Source organism: Protofrankia sp. CiT1 (assembly GCF_917627335.1).
GTDB lineage: Bacteria > Actinomycetota > Actinomycetes > Frankiales > Frankiaceae > Protofrankia.
Genome location: NZ_CAKJTP010000038.1, coordinates 1 through 19,190 on the forward strand (window position 1 = coordinate 1; position 19,190 = coordinate 19,190).

General features: G+C 70.2%; 16 protein-coding genes and 1 pseudogene. 13 read left to right on the forward strand and 4 right to left on the reverse strand.

The features are described from left to right. Positions 1–20 precede the first annotated feature (20 nt). Positions 21–263 (reverse strand): hypothetical protein, encoded by a 243-nt coding sequence (locus MJ785_RS08955; RefSeq protein ID WP_239310265.1) that lies wholly within the window; start codon positions 261–263, stop codon positions 21–23. Positions 264–535: 272 nt separating this feature from the next. Here MJ785_RS08955 and MJ785_RS08960 point away from each other — a divergent pair, with 272 nt between their 5' ends. The 3 genes from MJ785_RS08960 (at position 536) to argS (ending at position 4,228) form a co-directional block, all read left to right on the forward strand. Continuing rightward, positions 536–796: a hypothetical protein gene (locus MJ785_RS08960; RefSeq protein ID WP_308127808.1), complete on the forward strand. Its 261-nt coding sequence runs from the start codon at positions 536–538 to the stop codon at positions 794–796. A 13-nt stretch (positions 797–809) separates the two neighbouring features. Continuing rightward, entirely contained in the window at positions 810–2,324 is a 1,515-nt protein-coding gene (locus MJ785_RS08965; RefSeq protein ID WP_239380400.1) for a bifunctional adenosylcobinamide kinase/adenosylcobinamide-phosphate guanylyltransferase, read from the forward strand. 107 nt (positions 2,325–2,431) lie between these two features. Beyond that, positions 2,432–4,228, forward strand: a complete 1,797-nt coding sequence (gene argS, locus MJ785_RS08970; RefSeq protein WP_370651595.1) for an arginine--tRNA ligase — start codon at positions 2,432–2,434, stop codon at positions 4,226–4,228. 77 nt (positions 4,229–4,305) lie between these two features. On the opposite strand, the gene MJ785_RS08975 is transcribed toward argS, so the two are convergent. Beyond that, the gene (locus MJ785_RS08975) at positions 4,306–4,533 is read right to left on the reverse strand and encodes a hypothetical protein (protein WP_239380402.1); all 228 of its coding nucleotides are present in this window, start codon (positions 4,531–4,533) and stop codon (positions 4,306–4,308) included. A gap of 493 nt (positions 4,534–5,026) precedes the next feature. On the opposite strand from MJ785_RS08975, the gene MJ785_RS08980 reads away from it, so the two are divergent. The 5 genes from MJ785_RS08980 to MJ785_RS09000 all read left to right on the forward strand — a co-directional run bounded on the left by MJ785_RS08980 (position 5,027) and on the right by MJ785_RS09000 (position 9,603). Beyond that, on the forward strand, positions 5,027–6,817 hold the full coding sequence (locus tag MJ785_RS08980; protein WP_239375522.1) for a DUF5635 domain-containing protein: 1,791 nt from the start codon (positions 5,027–5,029) through the stop codon (positions 6,815–6,817). Between the two features lie 40 nt (positions 6,818–6,857). Next, positions 6,858–7,130 (forward strand): type II toxin-antitoxin system Phd/YefM family antitoxin, encoded by a 273-nt coding sequence (locus MJ785_RS08985; protein ID WP_239310260.1) that lies wholly within the window; start codon positions 6,858–6,860, stop codon positions 7,128–7,130. Between the two features lie 5 nt (positions 7,131–7,135). Next, complete coding sequence (locus MJ785_RS08990) at positions 7,136–7,561, forward strand: type II toxin-antitoxin system VapC family toxin (protein WP_255724032.1); 426 nt, start codon at positions 7,136–7,138, stop codon at positions 7,559–7,561. A gap of 68 nt (positions 7,562–7,629) precedes the next feature. Then, positions 7,630–8,784 carry a nicotinate-nucleotide--dimethylbenzimidazole phosphoribosyltransferase gene (gene cobT / locus MJ785_RS08995; protein ID WP_305039909.1) on the forward strand — a complete coding sequence of 385 codons (1,155 nt, stop codon included), beginning with the start codon at positions 7,630–7,632 and terminating at the stop codon, positions 8,782–8,784. A 3-nt stretch (positions 8,785–8,787) separates the two neighbouring features. Then, the gene (locus MJ785_RS09000; protein WP_239310259.1) at positions 8,788–9,603 is read left to right on the forward strand and encodes an adenosylcobinamide-GDP ribazoletransferase; all 816 of its coding nucleotides are present in this window, start codon (positions 8,788–8,790) and stop codon (positions 9,601–9,603) included. A gap of 80 nt (positions 9,604–9,683) precedes the next feature. Here the strand turns inward: MJ785_RS09000 and gcvT are convergent, their stop codons facing one another. Continuing rightward, positions 9,684–10,790, reverse strand: a complete 1,107-nt coding sequence (gene gcvT, locus MJ785_RS09005) for a glycine cleavage system aminomethyltransferase GcvT (RefSeq protein WP_239310258.1) — start codon at positions 10,788–10,790, stop codon at positions 9,684–9,686. A gap of 166 nt (positions 10,791–10,956) precedes the next feature. Here gcvT and MJ785_RS09010 point away from each other — a divergent pair, with 166 nt between their 5' ends. From MJ785_RS09010 to MJ785_RS09030, 4 genes and pseudogenes are all read left to right on the forward strand, one after another. After that, positions 10,957–12,573: a leucyl aminopeptidase gene (locus MJ785_RS09010; RefSeq protein ID WP_239380404.1), complete on the forward strand. Its 1,617-nt coding sequence runs from the start codon at positions 10,957–10,959 to the stop codon at positions 12,571–12,573. A gap of 134 nt (positions 12,574–12,707) precedes the next feature. Continuing rightward, entirely contained in the window at positions 12,708–14,090 is a 1,383-nt protein-coding gene (lpdA, locus tag MJ785_RS09015) for a dihydrolipoyl dehydrogenase (RefSeq protein WP_239310256.1), read from the forward strand. 157 nt (positions 14,091–14,247) lie between these two features. After that, positions 14,248–15,697: pseudogene (gene sucB, locus MJ785_RS22220) on the forward strand (2-oxoglutarate dehydrogenase, E2 component, dihydrolipoamide succinyltransferase). 68 nt (positions 15,698–15,765) lie between these two features. Beyond that, complete coding sequence (locus MJ785_RS09030; RefSeq protein WP_239375514.1) at positions 15,766–16,674, forward strand: TIGR01777 family oxidoreductase; 909 nt, start codon at positions 15,766–15,768, stop codon at positions 16,672–16,674. A gap of 35 nt (positions 16,675–16,709) precedes the next feature. Here MJ785_RS09030 and MJ785_RS09035 read toward each other — a convergent pair whose 3' ends face one another. After that, a complete protein-coding gene (locus MJ785_RS09035) occupies positions 16,710–18,140 on the reverse strand; it encodes a protein kinase (protein ID WP_239380408.1) in 1,431 nt (476 codons plus the stop codon). 271 nt (positions 18,141–18,411) lie between these two features. On the opposite strand from MJ785_RS09035, the gene MJ785_RS09040 reads away from it, so the two are divergent. Next, positions 18,412–19,143: a peptidase E gene (locus MJ785_RS09040; RefSeq protein WP_239380410.1), complete on the forward strand. Its 732-nt coding sequence runs from the start codon at positions 18,412–18,414 to the stop codon at positions 19,141–19,143. Positions 19,144–19,190 lie beyond the last annotated feature (47 nt).

Genomic DNA, 19,190 nt, shown 5'->3' on the forward strand with positions numbered 1-19,190 from the left:
GTCCCCTATTGCCGGGCGCTCTAATCCACCGGACGAAGGCTCATCGGGCCGTAGACCTTGTGGCCGGCCTCCTGCAGCACCACCTGCTGGACGCCGGCCGCCAGCAGCTCCCGCCAGGTTTCCCCCAGCCAGGTCTCGGCATCGCTCTGCGTCGGGAACGGCTCTGACGACGACGGCTCTGGCAACGACGAGTCCGACAACGACGAGCCGGACAGGGCGGCCGCGCCACCGTCCTCGGTCTCAAAACGCCACACCCAGCTCACCGGGCGACCTCCCTGTTGTTCTGCCCATCTGCGTCATCCCGAACGGCAGGCACCCATCCAACACGCTCACGGCCGGAGAGCGCTGCGGCCATGACTCTATTTCGCGCGCTCGAAGGCCCGGAGAGCGCGTTTGAGATCGTCATTCCGGCTCGCCGCGCCCAGGCGCCGGAAGTGCTCCTGGCCTGATCGCCCTGCTTCTCCTCGCTACCGTGCGGCCAGCCCCATACGATCCGGCGGACGGGCAGACAGGTCGAAAAATGAGGAAGGAAGCCGTGATCACAGCTTCATACGGCATCACGACGGCGCTCGCTGGCGCGTCCACGCTCGCCGAGGCCGCCGAACCGCACAAGGGACCGCTGGAATGGTGGGCGGTCGGCCTGGTCACGATCGGCGCGATCCTGCTGCTCGGACTCGTCATCATGATCATGACGTTGGCCGACCGGAAGCGCCATCCGCACGCAGCCCCGCACACAGCCCCGCACGCGCACGCACGCCCACCGGCACAGGCGCAGGCGCAGAAGCCTTCGGCGTGAGGACGTCGCGCGCGTGCGGCTGAGGCTGCTCGGTACGGGCTCAGCCGATGGCTGGCCCAACCCGTGGTGCGAGTGCGCGTCGTGCCGCTGGGCACGCGAGCACGAAGTGCGCACCCAGACCGCGGTGCTCATCGACGAGCTCATGCTCATCGACTGCGGGCCAGACGTACCGCGCGCCGCAACCCGCTTCGGGGTGCGGCTCGCGGGCGTGCGTCATCTGCTGTTCAGCCACGCCCATCCCGACCACACCGGCCCGGCGGCCCTGCTGTGGCGGGAGTGGGCGACCGCGGCCGACCAGCCATTGGACGTTGTCGGGCCGCCCGCCTGCCTGGACGCCTGCCGTGCCTTCGTCGGTCCGTGGGACGGCCCGGCTGAGGGTTCGGCGGCGGAGAATCCGGCGGTCCAGGCGGCGGACAGCCCGGCCCCCAGCGGGTCCGGCGCGTTTCGGTTCCACCCGGTGGTCGCCGGCGGCGTGCTGGCGCTCGGCGGCTTCGAGATACGGCCAGTGGCGGCCAACCACGGGGGCGCGGTCATCGGGCCGGCGGTGCTCTACGACGTGACCGCCCCGGACGGCGGACGGGTGCTCTACGCGTGCGACACCGCGGCGCCGCTGCCACCGCGGACCCTGGACGCGCTCACCGGCCGGGCGTTCGACGCCGTGCTGATGGAGGAGAACAACGGCGACCGCCCGGGGTTCGGTGACCATCTCGACCTGGCCAGCTTCGCGGATGTCCTCGCGCAGTTGCGCCAACACGGCGCCGTGGTGGGAACGACCCGGGTCCTCGCCGTCCATCTGAGCCACCGAAACCCCCCTGGGGACGCGCTCGCCCGGCGGCTGGCGCTGATGGGGGCCGAAGTGCATCCCGACGGTGCCGTGCTCGACATCATCCCGAACGCCAGCCCGAACGCTATCCCGGACACCAGCTCGACCGCCGCTTCGGACACCACCTCAGCCGGCGTGCCGGTCACTGCGCGCCACGGAACGCGCCGCACGCGGTCAGCCTTCGGGCTGCCCCGGCCGTACCGCGTCCTGGTCACCGGGGGTGCCCGGTCCGGCAAGTCCGCGGAGGCCGAGCGCCGCCTGGCCGCCTGGCCGGACGTGGTGTACGTCGCTACCGCGGGACCGGTCGCGCCGGGCGACACCGAGTGGGCGGCGCGGGTGCACGCCCACACCATCCGCCGGCCGCGGCACTGGACGACGGTGGAGACCGCTGAGCTGACGCCGCTGCTGAGCACCGACGGCCCGCCGCTGCTCGTCGACTGCCTCACCCTGTGGCTGACCGCCCATCTCGACGACGATCCCGTGGACGGCGGCTGGCCCGCCCGCGTCGACACACTGGTCGCGGCCTGGCGTGACACCCGGCGCCACGTGGTCGCGGTGACCAACGAGGTCGGCTCGGGCATCGTCCCCACGAGCGCGGTCGGACGCCGCTTCCGCGACGCCCTGGGCCGGCTCAACGCGGCGATCGCGGCCGAGTCCGACGAAGTCTGGCACGTCGTCGCCGGCATCCCCACCCGCCTGCGCTGACCCGCGCTCAGCACCCGCCGTGAGCACCCGCCGGGAGCTGAGGATCGACCTGGAAGAATGGAGGAACTCGAAGAAACGTGCGGGAGAAGGCGTGGGAGGTTGTGGGCTTGAACGAGCACGAGGTGCCGTCGCTGCGCAGGCAGGTCGAGACCGCCGTCTCCGACGCGATCAGCCAGGCGCTGCCTGAGCTGGCGGGAGCCGATCCGGTGGTCCGGCGCTCCGAGCACGCGGACTTCCAGGCCAACGCGGCCCTCGCACTCGCCAAACGCGCCCGGCGCAAACCTGCCGACCTGGCCGCGTCCGTGGCCGACGCCCTGCGCCGCGACATCGGTACCGACACCGACACGGATGCCGACACGGGTACCCCGGTTGCCTCCGTCACCGTCTCCGGGCCGGGATTCATCAACCTGGTCGCGTCCGACACCGCACTGTGGCGCCAGGTGGCGGCACGGCTGGCAAGTCGCCATCTCGGGGTGGGAACACCACAGCAGGGCCGTCGGACGGTCGTCGACTACTCCGGTCCGAACATCGCCAAGGAGATGCACGTCGGTCACCTCCGGACGACGATCATCGGTGACTGCCTGTCCCGGGTACTCGGCTTCCTCGGCGCGGAGGTGCTCCGCCAGAACCATCTCGGGGACTGGGGCACCCAGTTCGGGATGCTCATCGAGTATCTCGACGAGCATCCCGACGTCGCGTGGCACCACGACGAGCTCTCCGACGGCACGTCGACCGTCTCCGCGCTCAACACCCTGTACCGGGCCGCCCGGGCCGTGTTCGACGCCGATCCCGACTTCGCCGACCGGGCCCGGCGTCGCGTTGTCGCGTTGCAGGCCGGTGACGAGGCGTCCGTCACCCGCTGGCGGGAGATCGTCGCCGAGTCGGAGTTCGCGTTCAGCGAGATCTACCAGCGGCTCGGTGTGCTTCTCACCGCCGCCGACTCGGCGGGCGAATCGTTCTACAACCCGTGGTTGCCCGAAGTGGTCGGCGAACTCACCCAGGCCGGCATCGCCGTGGAAAGCGACGGCGCGCTGTGTGTGTTCTCCGCCGAGATCACCGGCCCGGACGGCGAACCGGTACCGCTCATGGTCCGTAAGACCGACGGCGGCTTCGGATACGACACCACCGACCTCGCGACGATCCGCTACCGCATCCGCGACCTCAAGGCCGACCGGATTCTCTATGTCGTCGACGCCCGTCAGGCCCTGCACTTCCAGCTCATCTTCGAAGCCGCCCGCCGCGCCGGCTGGCTCACCGACGACGCCGACGTCACACACGTCTCCTACGGGACGGTGCTCGGCCCCGACGGGCGGCCTTTCAAAACCCGCTCGGGCGACACCGTCAAACTGATGGACCTGCTCGACACCGCCGTTGGGAGGGCCCGGGAAGTCGTCACCGAGAAAGCCCACGATCTCGACCCGGCCGAACTCGACCAGATCGCCGAGCAGGCGGGCATCGGCGCCGTCAAATACGCGGACCTGTCGACATCCCGCACCAAGGACTACACCTTCGACGTCGACCGCATGGTGTCCTTCTCCGGCAACACCGGTGTGTACCTCCAGTATGCGCACACGCGGATCTGTTCCATTCTTCGCAAAGCCGGCGACGCATCCGCACCGGTCGACACGACGCTCGCGCCGCATCCCGCCGAACGCGCGCTGATACTCGCGCTGGACGCCTTCGGCGACACGCTCACCGAGGTCGGCCAGACGCTCGAGCCCCACCGGCTCTGCGGCTATCTCTACGACCTGGCGAAGGCCTTCACCGACTTCTACGAAGCCTGCCCCGTCCTGTCCGTGGCGCAGCCGACGCGCGGTAATCGCGTCGCGCTGTGCCGGCTCAGCGCCGAGACGCTGCGCCGTGGCCTGAACCTCCTCGGTATCGCCGCGCCGGAACGCATGTGATCCCCATGCCCCGGCGCCGAGGCCGCCGGAGGGTCACCCGCGCGCGGGTGACCACTTCGACGACGCCCTCGGCCACCTCAGGACCATGCCAGCACTATCGATCCCTGTTCCCTGGAAAAACGGGTGCGGCGAACGGTTTCGCCCGCCCCGACAATGCGGCGCCGATGCGGTTGGCTAATTCGTTTGAGGCCGCGACGGCGCTGGGCGACCGAATGGATGGCGGAGACGGCTAGATTGCGATCCCCCACGACGATGTTTCCCTGCACCTGGCCATCGACCTCGATGCGCGGACCGGGGCTGACCATCCTGGCCTCCCTCGATTCATACAACGGGATGGACAGACCGGTCGATGGCGTCCCCGTTGTGTCATTCGCCCCGACCGTGACAATCAGTCGTACTCGGGACAGAGTACGCGCTGGCATGAATAGTCGATCGGACTCCAGTAGCGGTCGCCCAAGTATGCGGAAAGTGGCGCGCAGACTGACGCCAACGGTCCGCTACCGCGAGCCGAAAGCCATATCACAACGGGTTTGTAGACAGGCTGGCCGCGAGCCCTCCGGGCCGAGGGAACAAGAAGATGTCAGCTGCATTCGCGTCAACCAGCGCCGCGAAGCCTCGGAAGCTCCCGGCCTGGCCCATGCCTTCCGGCGTGGCATAACGATCAATTTACTGATCATCAAGCAGCGCACGAAGGTCCCGGAGAGCATCACCGGTAACACTCACTCGCATAGCCTCCAGCCCTACCAGTACTGGTTTAGGATCCTCGTAAAGGCGTACTGACCAGCGGGAGGCGCGGACGTGTCGTTGTTCGACACACACGGTGATCTTGTAGAGGCTCGCGCTCGGCTACGGTCTCAGGTCGACGAGATCCTTGCCGCGCTGGAGTCCGGCCGGCTCCCGCGCCCGCACGAGCGAGAGCAGGTGGATCTCAAGGAGGAAGCCGGACGACGTGATCGTCGTGGTGGCGTCCTCCCCGGTGAGCGCCAGAATCCCCAGGCGGTGGAGCAGCTGGCACGCGAGGTGCCGTGCATGGCCAACACACCGGGTGGCGGTGCGCTCATCGTCGGCGTGGACGACTCCGGCCGTGTTCTCGGCACCGAGCTGGACGTCGAATGGCTCCGCCACAGGATCTTCGAGCGCGTTGACATCGCTCCTGCCGTCGAACAGCGGCTCGTGCGGGGTGAACGGCTCCTGGTCCTCTATGTTGCCGAGACTCGCGAGCCGGTCGAGGACCCGGAAAACAAGATCCGATGGCGGGTCGGCGATCACTGTGTTCCGGTGGACCGGTCCGAGTGGTGGCTCCGCAGGCAGGAGCGGGCCGGGCTGGACGTGATGGCCGCAGTGACCGGCCGGACGATCGCGGACGTCGCCCTGGGCGCCCTTGTGACGGCCCGCCGTTATCTCATCAGCGGCAACGACGACGAAACGGCCGACACCACCGACACCGAACTGCTCGGGCGCCTCGGCGTCCTGCGCCCGGACGGCGCACTCACCCAGGCCGGCGTGCTGGCCTTCTGCCCGGCGCCACGGACGCTCATCGAACTGACCCGCTTCGACGTCCCCGGCGGTGATGTTCTCAACCCGCCGACCGATCTTTCGGGACTGGCCCTCGTCGAACAGCTCGCCGCGGTTGAAAGCGATCTCCTGGCATTCAACGTCGCGACCACCGTCCACCGCGGGTTCGCCGAGATCCCCGTCCGGCAGATCCCGCCTCGTTCGGTGCGTGAGGCCCTGCTCAACGGGCTCGTGCACCGCGACTGGATGCGTCCGGATCCGATCACCGTGATCTGGTTCGACCACGACCATGTTCTCGAGGTGGAAAGCCCGGGCGGCTTTGCCGGCGGCGTGTCCCAGGACACCGTGCTCTCCCGCAGGTACGCCCGCTACCCGGCGCTCTCCGATCTCTTCCGCGCGCTGCGGCTGGTGGAGAAGCAGGGGGTCGGTGTCGACCGCATGTACCGGGAAATGATCTCGTTTGGCCACCGGCCCCCGCGGATCGTCGAGGTGGCCGGGCCTGCGGTTCGGACCCGCCTGGCGGGTGGGGCGCCGGTCGTGCCGGTGATGTCGCTGATGGAGTCGGTCCAACCCGCCGCACGCCGCCGTGACGTGCGAATCGCCGTGATCTTCTACGAACTGCTGCACCGGCCGTTCCTCACCCTCGACAGCGCGGCGCGCGCCCTGCAGACCGACGCGGACGACGCGCGGAGCGCGCTTGAGACCGCCTGCGCCACCCGCATCGACGACGACGTGCTCGTCGAGCCGTACAAGGACGTCTGGATGCTGTCCGCGGCCGTGTTCCGTCGGCTGGACAACGACCAGGGCACCAACGACCAGGGCACCGCAGGGGCGCTGATCGGACGCGGCCTGCTGCCCTACCGCCGGCCCAACCAGACCAACAGCCCGGACGTCGTCCAGGCCTGGCTTGCCGCCCACGACCGCATCACCAGCGGTGACTACGCGACCCTGACCGGCCTCACCCAGACCGGCGCGAACCGTGCGCTCGACCGCTTCGTCCCGGATCTGCTCGTCCGCGGCTCCACCACCGGCCGCAACGCCCACTACATCGCCGTGCCGACACGTTCTCGATGAAGCGGAACCCGCGCACACCCAAGGTGCTACCATGTAGAACATGGTGCAGGTGGGAGTGCGGGAGCTCAAGCAGAACGCCAGTCAGGTACTGGCCCGGGTGAAGGCCGGAGAGACGGTCGAGGTCACCGAACGCGGAACGGCCGTTGCGATCATCACTCCGTACGAATCGATCTCGAGCTACGAGCGTCTTGTCGACTCCGGCGACCTGCTACCCGGCGGGCAGGGCATTCTGGGCATCGAGCCGGTGACTATGAGCACCGGCGTCCGGTTGTCGGATGAGCTCGCCGCTCTGCGTGATGAGGACTGGAGATAGTTCTGATCTACCTCGACACCAGTGCACTGACCAAGCTCGTTGTCGCGGAGGAGGAGACCTCGGACCTACGGGCTTGGCTCGCCGAGCACACGAACCGGCGACTGGTCAGCAGCGCGCTGGTACGCACCGAGCTACGACGCGCGGTTCTTCGCGTCGCTGACCGTCCTGATGTCAGTCGGACGGAGGCGCAGGCCGCAGCTGGAGCGGCAACGGCACTTCTCCGAGAACTCGACCAAATCAGGTTGAGCTACCCGTTGTTGGACCGAGCCGGTCTGCAACCACCGACGCGCCTACGCAGCCTTGACGCAATTCACCTTGTCACCGCCGCTGCCCTCGGCCCGGATCTGCACACCATGGTTGCCTACGACCACCGCCTCCTCGACGCTGCTCGCGACATCGGCATAGCGGTCGCCGCCCCCGGCATGCTGTAGCGCCGGATCGGAGCGCAACGAGTGGCCGACGCGGTAGCCGGGATCGTCCATCAGGTAGGAAAGACGCTGTGCAGACTCCAGACCTCGACAGCGACGCCATGGACGCAGCCCGGCAGCGACAGCGAGCACTGACCAAACCACCGGGCGCGCTCGGGCGCCTTGAGGAGGTCTCGGTCTGGCTTGCCGGCGCGCAGGGAACCTGCCCGCCACGGCCGTTCCAGCGCGTCCGGGCCATCGTCATCGCCGGTGACCACGGCGTCGCCCGGTCGGGTGTCTCCGCGTTCCCCCCGGAAGTCACCGCTCAGATGGTGGCGAACTTCGCCACCGGTGGCGCCGCCGTGAACATCCTGGCCCGCACGGTCGGTGCCTCCGTGCGAGTGGTGGACGTCAGTGTGGACACCGACGAGCCGAGCGGGCCGGGCGGAGTGGACGGGACCGCTCCGGCCGGGCGTTACCGGATCCGCCGCGGCAGCGGGCGGATCGACATCGAGGACGCCCTGACCGCGGACGAGGTCTCGCGCGCGCTCGACATCGGCCGCACGATTGTCGACGAGGAGGTGGATGCCGGCGCTGACCTGCTCGTCCCGGGCGAAATGGGCATCGGGAACACCACTGCCTCCGCGGCGATCGTCGCCACCCTGCTCGACCGTGAACCAATCGACGTGGTCGGGCGCGGGACCGGTATCGACGATGCCCGGTGGATGATCAAAACAGCCGCGATCCGGGACGCGATGCGCCGCGGCCGGCCGTTCGCCGCCGACCCGCCGGCCCTGCTCCGGGTGATCGGCGGCGCGGACCTCGCCGTGCTCGTCGGCCTGTTGGCCCAGGCCGCCGTCCGCCGCACCCCGGTGGTGCTCGACGGTGTCGTCATCTGCGCCGCCGCGCTGGTCGCCGAAGCCCACGCGCCAGGGTCGAAGGCATGGTGGATCGCTGGCACACGGTCGACCGAGCCCGCGCAGCACCTCACGCTCGAGTCACTCGGCTTCGATCCTCTGCTGGACCTCGGCCTGCGGCTCGGTGAGGGCACCGGTGCGCTACTCGCCGTCACCCTGCTGATGGCCGCGCAGGCGACACTTGCCGAGATGGCCACGTTCGACCAGGCCGGGGTCAGCGACAAGACGGGAACGCTCGCCGCCGCGGGCGACGGCCCCACCGCGGGTCGCGAGCCCACCGCCGGCAGCGAGCCCACCGCCGGTCACGAGCCCACCGCGACCGCCACCTGAGCGGTGCCGATTCGAACGATCTTCTCCCTGCTGTCCGTACTGCCCGTACGCGGGCCGGTCGCCATCGACCGGCGCGCCATGGGACGCGCCATGGCGATCGCGCCGCTGGTCGGCCTCGTCCTCGGTGTTGTCACCGCCCTGGCCGTGGTCAGCATGAGGATCGTCACGAAGACGCCCGGCCAGCCGCCGGAGACCCTGCTCCCGGCCGCCGTGGGGATCGCCACGCTGACCTTGCTGACCCGGGGCCTGCACCTGGACGGGCTCGCTGACGTGGCCGACGGGTTCGGCGCCGGCCGGGAACGCGCCCTGGCCGCGATGCGCGACTCCCGGCTCGGCGCCTTCGGCACGCTGGCCCTGGTGTTCGCGGTGCTCATCCAGGTCAGCGCGCTGTCCCTGACGATCAGTGAACACCGGGGCACGGTGTCGATCGTGGTGGCCGCCATGACCGGGCGGCTCGCGGCGACACTCGCCTGCGTCCGCGCGCCGGCGGCGCACCCGACCGGGCTCGGCGCTCTCGTCGCCCGCTCGGTACAGCCGTGGCAGGCAGCCTGCTCCGCCGCCGCGGTGGTTGTCCTCGCGGCCTTGGCCGGACGCTTCGACATCGACGGCGGGGATGCCGGCCGCGCGGTCCACGCGGTGACCGCCGTCGCCGCCGGGACGGCCGCGGGCTGGCTGCTGCGGCGCTTCCTGGTTCGCTACCTCGGCGGTATCACCGGGGATGTGCTCGGCGCCCTCATCGAGGTCACGGCGACGGTCACGCTGATGTTCATGACCCTGAACATCCCCGCGGGCCCGCGGATCCACCTCGGTCTGCGCTAGTGGTCGCCGCCGTGGGAACGCTCGTTCGCAAGACGGGGCTCACCTCGGCGCCATGGCCGCGGGCGCGGGCCGCGCCCGGCTCACCGAGGGGAGGCCGGGACGAACGGCGGCCGCACAACCGCCATCGTCGACAGCCGGCCGCGCACGTCCACCTGGACGGTGTCGCCCTCGCCGACGGTGCGGTCGATCAGGGCGAGCCCGATACCTGTCCGCAGCGTCGGCGAGAACGTCCCGGTGGTGACCTCGCCCACGGGCGCCCCCGCTGGGCCGTACACCGTCATGTGCGGCCGTGGAATGCCCCGGTCGGTGGCGCGCAGCCCCCACAGCAGCCGCGCCGGGCCGGTGGCGCGCTCCGCCAGCAGCGCATCCCGGCCCCAGAACCGCTGCTTGCCCCAGCCCACCGCCCAATCCACCCGGGCCTGCACCGGAGTGATCGATGTCGACAGGTCCTGGCCGTGCAGCGGATAGCCCATCTCGGTCCGCAGGGTGTCGCGGGCGCCGAGCCCACAGGGCAGGGCTCCGAGCGGGGCGCCCGCGGCGGTCAGCGCGTCCCACAGCGCGGGCGTGTCCGCCCACCGGGACACGAGCTCGAAACCATGTTCACCGGTGTAGCCCGACCGGCACACGATCACCTCTGTACCGGCACCCGGCCAGCTGGCCCGGACGAAACTCATGTAGGCCCCGCTGGTGGGCAGGCCCAGCAACGACATCAGCTCCGCCGAGCGCGGGCCCTGCACAGCGACTATCCCGAAGGCCGTGTGCAGATTGTCGACGGCCACGCCGGGCGGTGCGGCGGCGGCGAGCCGGCGGACGACGTCCACGGTGTTGGCCGCATTGGGGACGAGAAAGACCTCGGAGTCGGCGTACAGGTACGCAATAAGATCGTCGGCCACACCGCCGCTCTCCTCATCGCAGCACAACGTGTACTGGGCCCGGCCGGGAGCGATCCGAGAGAGATCATTGGTAAGAACGGAGTTCACGAAAGCCGCCGCTCCCGGGCCGTGTACCCGGGCCTTGCCGAGGTGGCTGACGTCGAAGATCCCGACGGCCGACCGGACCGCCGCGTGTTCCTTCAGGACGCCCCCGCGGGGATACTCGATGGGCATCTCCCAGCCGCCGAAGTCGGCCAGCTTGGCGCCCAGCGCCATGTGCCGATCGTGCAGCGCCGACCGCGACAGTTCGCCCATGCTCGCAGGCTAGTCCTGTCTTCCGCACGCACGTGCGGAAGACAGGACTAGCCCCGCGCCCCGCCCGCGGCACGGTGCGGGGCCCCGGCCTCGCGGACGGGGCGTCCGGCGGGGCAGCGTCCCCTGCTGTGACAGCCTCTCCCGCGGTGTTCCGTAGTCTCTCGGCATGACCGTGACTGCCGTGACGACATCATCCGTGCTGGACCTCGACACCGACGCGCTGGTGATAGGTATCGCGGCGAGCGCGGACGGGCCGATGCCGCTGGGTGGTGCCGAAACGCTGGACGCGGCCCTCGGCGGCCGCCTCGCCCAGGTGCTGGCCAGCCTCGGCGCGACCGGAAAGGCAGGTGACCTCGTCCGTTTCGCCACGCTCGGCATCCTGCCCTTCCCCACCGTGGTCGCGGTCGGCCTCGGGCCAGCCGGGCCGGCCGCCGGTGACCGTGATCCCGCTGGCGGCGGGATCGACGTCGACCACGAGACGCTGCGCAGAGCATCGGGCGCCGCGACGCGGGCGCTGGCCGGCACCGCCCGCGTCGCGACCACCCTCGCCCTGGCCGCCGGCCCGCCCGGAACAGGCCAGCTACGGGCGGTCGCCGAAGGTGCGCTGCTCGGCGCCTACTCCTTCGACACCTTCCGGGCTGCCTCCCTGGGCGACCGGCGTCCTCCGGTCCAGGAGATCACGCTCGTCGTGGACGGCCCGTCCGAGGCCGCCGCCCAGGACGCCGTGCGCCGGGCCGCCGTGTCCGTGGACGCCGTCGCGCTGGCCCGGGATCTCGTCAACACACCGCCTGGGCACCTGCCGCCCGCGGAATTCGCCGAGATCGCGGCCCGGCGGGCCACCGAGGCCGGTGTGGCCGTCGCGGTACTCGACGAGAAGGCGCTGGCCGACGGCGAGTTCGGCGGGATCCTCGGGGTCGGCCAGGGATCGGTGAACCCGCCGAGGCTGGTCCATCTCAGCTGGCGGCCCGCTGGTACGGACCCGGCCAGCCCGCCCGCGCTGACCTTCGTCGGCAAGGGAATCACCTTCGACTCCGGCGGCCTGTCCCTGAAACCCGCGAGCGCGATGGAGTGGATGAAGACCGACATGGCCGGCGCGGCCAGCGTGCTCGCCGCTGTCATCGCCGCCGCCCGGCTGAACCTGGCGGTCAGCGTCAGCGCATGGATACCGCTGGCCGAGAACATGCCGTCCGGGGAGGCGATCCGGCCGGGCGACGTCCTCACCCTGCGAGGCGGCACCCGGGTCGAGGTTCTCAACACCGATGCCGAGGGACGGCTGGTGCTCGGTGACGCCATCGCCCGTGCCGCGCAGGACTCCCCCGACCTCATTGTGACCGTCGCGACGCTCACCGGTGCGCAGATCGTGGCGCTGGGCCAGCGCACCAGCGGTGTGATGGGCCGTGACGACGCGGTGGGACAAGTCGTCGCCGCGGCCCGCGCCGCCGGTGAGGCGGTGTGGCCGATGCCGCTGCCGCCGGAGCTGCGCAAGGTGCTCGAGTCGGCCATCGCGGACCTTGCCAACATCGGCAGCGGCAACCGGGATGGCGGCATGCTGGTGGCCGCGCAGTTCCTGAGCGCCTTCGTGCCCGATCACATGCCGTGGGCACATATCGATATGGCCGGGCCGGCCTGGAACGCGGGCGAACCATACGGTCACACCCCGAAGGGCGGTACCGGTGTGATAGTACGAACCCTGCTCCAGCTGGCCGAGAACATCTCCGCGGCGAACATCTCCGCGGCGCCAGCGCCCCACGCCGAGCCGGGCGAACAAACTACCAGCGAGTAGCGAGCGACGAACGGAAGTGGCGCGGAAGAATACCCGGCGTCATGGGCCACAGTTGCCGGGACGTGCGATGCATCCGTCCCGTGGCATGAAAGACTGAACCCATCCCAACCAGTCAACGAGAAGGGACGCCTGGCGTGGTGGACTCTGCGGCCGGTCCCGTAGACCTTGTCATCCTCGGTGGTGGTAGCGGCGGTTACGCCGCGGCCCTGCGTGCCGCCGAGCTCGGTCAGGAAGTCGTTTTGATCGAGCAGGACAAGCTGGGTGGCACCTGCCTGCACCGCGGGTGTATTCCAACCAAGGCACTGCTGCACTCAGCGGAGATCGCGGACAATATCCGCGAAAGCGAGAATTACGGAATCCGATCAACCTTCGACGGAATCGATATAGCAAAAGTCAATGCCTACAAGGACTCGGTGGTCAGCAAGCTCTACCGCGGCCTCACCGGCTTGGTGAAGGGCCGCGGCATCGAGATCGTCGAAGGGCACGGACGGCTGGTCTCCCCCACCGCCGTCGCCGTGGGCGACCGGGTCATCTCCGGCCGCCATGTGGTGCTCGCAACCGGCTCCCGGTCGAAGTCACTGCCTGGCCTGGAAATCGACCATCGCCAAGTGATCACCAGCGACGACGCCCTGGCGCTCGACCGCGTACCGGCGTCCGCCGTGGTTCTCGGCGCTGGCGCGATCGGCTGCGAGTTCGCCTCGGTATGGCGTTCCTTCGGCGCTGACGTCTCGATCGTCGAGGCGCTGCCACATCTGGTCCCGTTGGAGGAGGAGTCCAGCTCCAAGCTGTTGGAGCGGGCGTTGCGCCGCCGCGGCGTCAAACAGCATCTGGGTGCCCGGTTCGCCGGTGTGAAGAGTACCGACGCGGGTGTCACGGTGTCCCTGGAGGACGGAACGACCATCGAAGCCGAAGTGCTGCTCGTCGCGGTCGGGCGCGGTCCGGTCTCCGAAGGGCTCGGCTACGACGAGGTCGGCATCGCGATGGACCGCGGCTTCGTCCTCGTCGACCATCAGCTACGGACGAACGTGCCGACCGTTTCCGCAATCGGCGACCTGCGGCCGGGGCTCCAGCTCGCCCACGTCGGATTCGCCGAGGGCATCTTCCTCGCGGAGAGCCTCGCCGGGCTGAGCCCCGCGCACGTCGACTACGACAACGTCCCGCGGGTCACCTACTCCTCGCCCGAGGTGGCGTCGGTGGGTCTGACGTCGGCCAGGGCCACCGAGCTGTACGGCGAGATCGTGACGCACACCTACGACCTCGCGGGCAACGGCAAGGCGCAGATCCTCCAGACCGCGGGTGCCGTGACGCTGGTCGCTCTGCCCGACGGACCGGTGGTGGGCATCCACATGGTGGGTGACCGAGTCGGCGAACTGATCGCCGAAGCCCAGCTCATCACCAACTGGGAGGCCACCGCCACCGACGTCGCCCAGCTCATCCACCCGCATCCGACCCTGTCGGAGGCGATCGGCGAGGCTCACCTCGCCCTCGCCGGCAAACCACTGCACTCCCACAACTAACTCCCACAACCAAGTCCACTACGTCCAAAGCCGGTGGCGGCGCGAGAGAATCATGATCGCGTCGCCTTAAGCAGACCAGTTACTGACAGGCCCACAGCGTTTGCGGCCACTCCCCGTCGCCCACGGTCGGCCGGACGCCACGAAGGAGTCCTACCCCATGTCTGTGTCCGTCACGATGCCCCGTCTGGGTGAGAGCGTGTCCGAGGGCACCGTCATCCGCTGGCTGAAAAAGGAAGGCGAGCGCGTCGAGGCTGACGAGCCGCTTCTCGAGGTCAGTACGGACAAGGTCGATACCGAGATCCCAGCGCCCGCCTCCGGCGTGATCAGCGCCATCCGAGTCGCCGAGGACGAGACGGTCGAGGTCGGCGTCGAGCTTGCCGTCATCGACGAGGGTGCGGCAGCGGGGCAGGGCGCGCGCCAAGACCTGGCGGCCTCCACTGGCCAGACACCCGCGCCTGCCGTAGCCGTCACGCCACCGCCTCCGGTACCCCCGGCTCCCGCGCCGGTGGCGGCCCGGACACCCCCGGCGGCCGTTCCGGCCCAGGAGTTCACGCCGGCCCAGGCCGGCGAAACCCCGGCCAACGGCAACGGCTCGCTCGGGGCCTACGTCACCCCGCTGGTCCGGCGGCTCGCGGCCGAGCACGATGTGGACCTGTCCGCGGTGACGGGTACGGGTATCGGCGGCCGTATCCGCAAGCAGGACGTCATCGACGCCGCGCGCACACCGGCCGATGCGACCGCCACGCCCACCACTCCGACCGGCTCCGGCTCCGGCGGTAACGCCGGCTCCAGCGGTGGCACCGGCACGGGCCGTGGCGGCGGCCCCGGCGTCCGTGTCGCCAGTGCCGTCCGTGTCGCCAGTGCCGGCTCCCGCGCCGGTTTCACTGCGCGGCCGCACGGAGAAGATGTCGCGGCTGCGATCGGTCATTGCGCAGCGGATGGTCGAGTCCCTACAGGTCAGTGCCCAGCTCACCACGGTTGTCGAAGCCGACGTCACCCGCGTGGCCCGTCTGCGGGACCGCGCGAAGGCCGCGTTCGAGGCACGGGAAGGCGTCAAGCTCTCCTTCCTGCCGTTCTTCGCGGTCGCCGTCTGCGCAGCGTTGCGGGAGTACCCGAACCTCAACGCCAGCGTCAACGTCGAGCAGGGGACGATCACCTACTACGACACCGAGCACCTGGGCATCGCGGTGGACACCGACCGGGGGCTGCTCGTCCCGGTCATCCACCACGCCGGGGATCTCAACCTCACCGGCATGGCACGCAAGATCGACGATCTGGCAACCCGAACCAGGGACAACCGCGTGTCACCGGACGAGCTGGGCGGCGGTACCTTCACGCTGACCAACACCGGCAGCCGTGGCGCCCTGTTCGACACGCCGATCATCAACCAGCCTCAGGTCGGCATCCTCGGCACCGGTTCCGTGGTCAAGCGGCCTGCCGTCGTGGATGACCCCGAACTGGGCGAAATCATCGCGGTGCGGTCGAAGGTGTACCTCGCGCTCACCTACGATCACCGGATCGTCGACGGCGCCGACGCGGCTCGTTTCCTCACCGCCGTCCGCCGCCGGCTGGAGGAAGGCGCGTTCGAGGCCGAACTGGGCCAGTAGGATCAGCTGCCGGCATCCGTGGTGGGCCCGCCTCGCCGGCCCACCACGGACAGGCAAGAATCCGACCAGTGAACATCGCTGTTACCGGTACCACCGGTCTGATCGGCTCCGCGCTTGTCCCGGCCCTGCGCGGCGGCGGGCATACTGTGCGCGCCCTCGTCCGCCGGCCGCCGCGGAACAGCCTGGAGATCTACTGGGATCCAGGCCAGGGCATCCTTGACCCGACGGCGTTGACCACTGTCGATGCCGTCGTCCACCTTGCCGGCGCCGGGGTCGGGGATCATCGTTGGACCAGCGGCTACAAGAACAAGATCCTCAACAGTCGAGTAGCCGGCACGACGCTGCTCGCGGCTGCTCTCGCCGATCTGGACGAGCGTCCGCGGGTGCTGCTGTCGGCCAGCGCGGTCGGCTGGTACGGCGACACCGGGGAGCGTGAGGTCGACGAGTCCGCACGCCCCGGGACCGGCTTCCTCGCCGAGGTCACGGCCGCGTGGGAAGCCTCCACCGCGGTCGCCGAACATGCCGGGGTGCGTGTGTGCCATCTGCGTTCAGGTGTTGTGTTGTCCACCCGCGGCGGAGCACTCGCCAGACAGCTCCCGCTCTTTCGGCTCGCTCTCGGCGGCCGGCTCGGATCGGGCCGCCAATGGCTGAGCTGGATCACGCTCGCCGACGAGATCGCGGCGATCCGTTTTCTGCTCACCGCCGACGCCGTTCACGGCCCGGTGAACCTGACCAGCCCCGAGCCGGTCACCAACGCGGCCTTCACCCGCGCGCTCGGCGCGGCGCTGCGCCGCCCGGCGATCATGCCGGTACCCGCGGCGGCGTTGCGAGTCGCGCTGGGCGACTTCGCCGACGAGGGTGTGCTCGTCTCCCAGCGGGTCAGACCGCGGGTGCTCACCGAAGCCGGCTTCACCTTCTCCCACCCCGCCATCGACGCCGCCCTGGCGGCTGCCATCACCCGCGCGGACGGTGACTGACACCGCTGAGCGATCGGCAGCACGATCAACGGCATTCAGCCGACGGTGTCGACCTTGGCGATCCGCCAGCCCTGCTCGGCCCTGACCATGGCGATGTCCCACTGTTGCCGGTCATGCCCAGGCTGACTGGCGAGGACCTTTCCCGAGGCGTCCACATAACTGTACGGAGGGAGCCGATCGGTGACTCGTAGTACGGACTTCTCGCTTCCAGCCTCCCTGACAGCAAGATCAATAATCTCCTGATGTAAGCCGACCGCATGGCCACCGCGCGCGACCATCTGCCGCATCAGCACCACATCCCGGGCATAGGCGGTGCTACCGGCGGCGTCCACATCGGTCAGACCTGCCTCGTTCGCCTGTTCGAACGCCCGGCTGCGGGCAACGTCCAAGCCCGCCAGGACATCCCGCCAGCCCTGCTCGGACGGCAAGCCCGTGGCGGGAGCCGCATCGAGTTGACGCGCCTGCCGCGGAGCGGACCGGACGGCGACCAGCAGGCCACCGACCGCCAGCGCCGCGATCACGGTGACCACAGCCACGATGACCAGGATGCGCCGCTGGCCGGAGAACCCGGCGCGCGGTTCGCCATGCGCGGCGACAGTACGCACAAGGGCCGCGCGAGAGCTCGACCCGCGAGAGCTCGACCCGCGAGAGCTGGAGGCACGTGAACCGCCAGCGGTGCCGGCCGCCTGGGCGCGCGGCGACCGGGCCGATCGTGGCATCGTGTGGGCGGGCGGCTTTGTCCGCAGGCCGCGGCTGGCGGGTTCAAGCTGGGCATCGTCGGCTCCGGTCGGCTGCGGGGGCAGCGGCAGCGGCAGCGGAGTGACCGCGTCGCTGACGAAGCGAACCGGCGCCGGATTGCAGCTGTGCGCCAAGGCCGCGACCAGCTCCTCCGCCGTGGGCCTGCGGACGGGATCATCAACCAGGGCCGGCGCGACCGCCACCGCAACGGCCGCCGCGTCCGGACCGGTCGCCTGCGGCATCGTCGCGAGCAGCAGACTCGCGAGATCGCTGACGTCCGCTGCCGGTGTCGTGACCACACCTGCCAGGCCCGCGACGCCGACACCGGCGAGCACCGGCCGGCCGTTCGGCTCCAACAGGACATCATCAAGATCAAGTTGCCCGTGGGTGAACCCGGCGGCATGCGCCGCGGCCAGCGCCTGAGCCAGTGGTAACCCCACCGTGACCACCTCGCCGGGGTCGAGGCGTTCCCGCGTCCCCAACAGCTGGCCCAGACTGATCGCCCCGGTAACGGGCTCGGCGATCACCGCGAGGCCCTCAGCCGTGGCGATCACATCGATAAGCGGGAGGAGGTGCGGATGCGAAAGCCCGACCAGGGCTCGCGCCGCCCGCATCGCGGCATCCCTCGCCACGGCGTCCGGTGGCAGCCGCACCCGGCGGACCACGCACTCGGCTCCCGTGGCCACCATGCGGCCGGCCCAGACCTCGCCGGCACCACCGTCTCGCACACGGGCCCGCAATACCACCCCGGGAATGACCGGACCAGCCGGAATCCCGCGCCGTCCGCGAGAACCCATGGAATCGTCCACTGCTGCCACAAGCCGTGACGGTAGGCCGAAAAAGCAATTCTGTGCAGCCGTCTCCATAAACCTGTGGATAACTCGTGTGAACGCCTGGCCCGACGATAGGCTCCCACCGGGCACACCGCTTCGCGCCGCTCCGGGCCGCCGCGTGCGGCGAGCGCCGGCCAACGGATGCGACCGGGACGGGGGCTACACCATGAACATTCTCGCGACCAGCGCCGGCTTCGCGCCGGACGGGCGGTGGGGCATCCGGGTCGGCCCGGTCATCCGCCACGCGCTGCGCCTGGCCCAGAGCCCGGCACGTCCCAAGCTCTGCCTGCTGGCGACGGCCAGCGGTGACGACCCGGCGAGCTACGCGCGCTACTACGCGGCACTCGCACGTGATCTGCCGGACGTGCGCGTGTCCCATCTCGCCCTGTTCCCCATGCCGAACGTGGCCGACGTACGCGCGCACCTGCTGGATCAGGATGTGATCTGGGTGGGCGGTGGCAGCGTCGCGAACCTGCTCGCGGTGTGGCGGGTCCACGGCCTCGATTCGATCATGAAAGAAGCGTGGCAGGCCGGGGTTGTCCTGGCCGGCGTGTCCGCGGGGTCGCTGTGTTGGCATGCCGGCGGTACCACCGACTCGTTCGGGCCGGACCTGCGGCCAGTCACTGATGGGCTCGCTCTGCTGCCGTTCAGCAACACGCCGCACTACGACTCCGAAGCCGGCCGGCGGCCGTTGTACCGCGGGCTGGTCGCCGCGGGCATCCTGCCGCCCGGTTGGGCCACCGATGACGGCGTCGGCCTGCACTTTCGCGGCACCGAGCTGGTGGAGGCGGTCGCCGACCGGGCCGACGCGTACGCCTGGCGGGTCGAGCGGGACTCGGCCGTGGAGGCAGGCGCCCGGGAGACGCAGGTGGTCCCCCGGCGCCTGCCAGATGTGTGACCCAGACGGCGTCTTCCTGTCCGCGCTGGGACAGCACCACAGGTCAG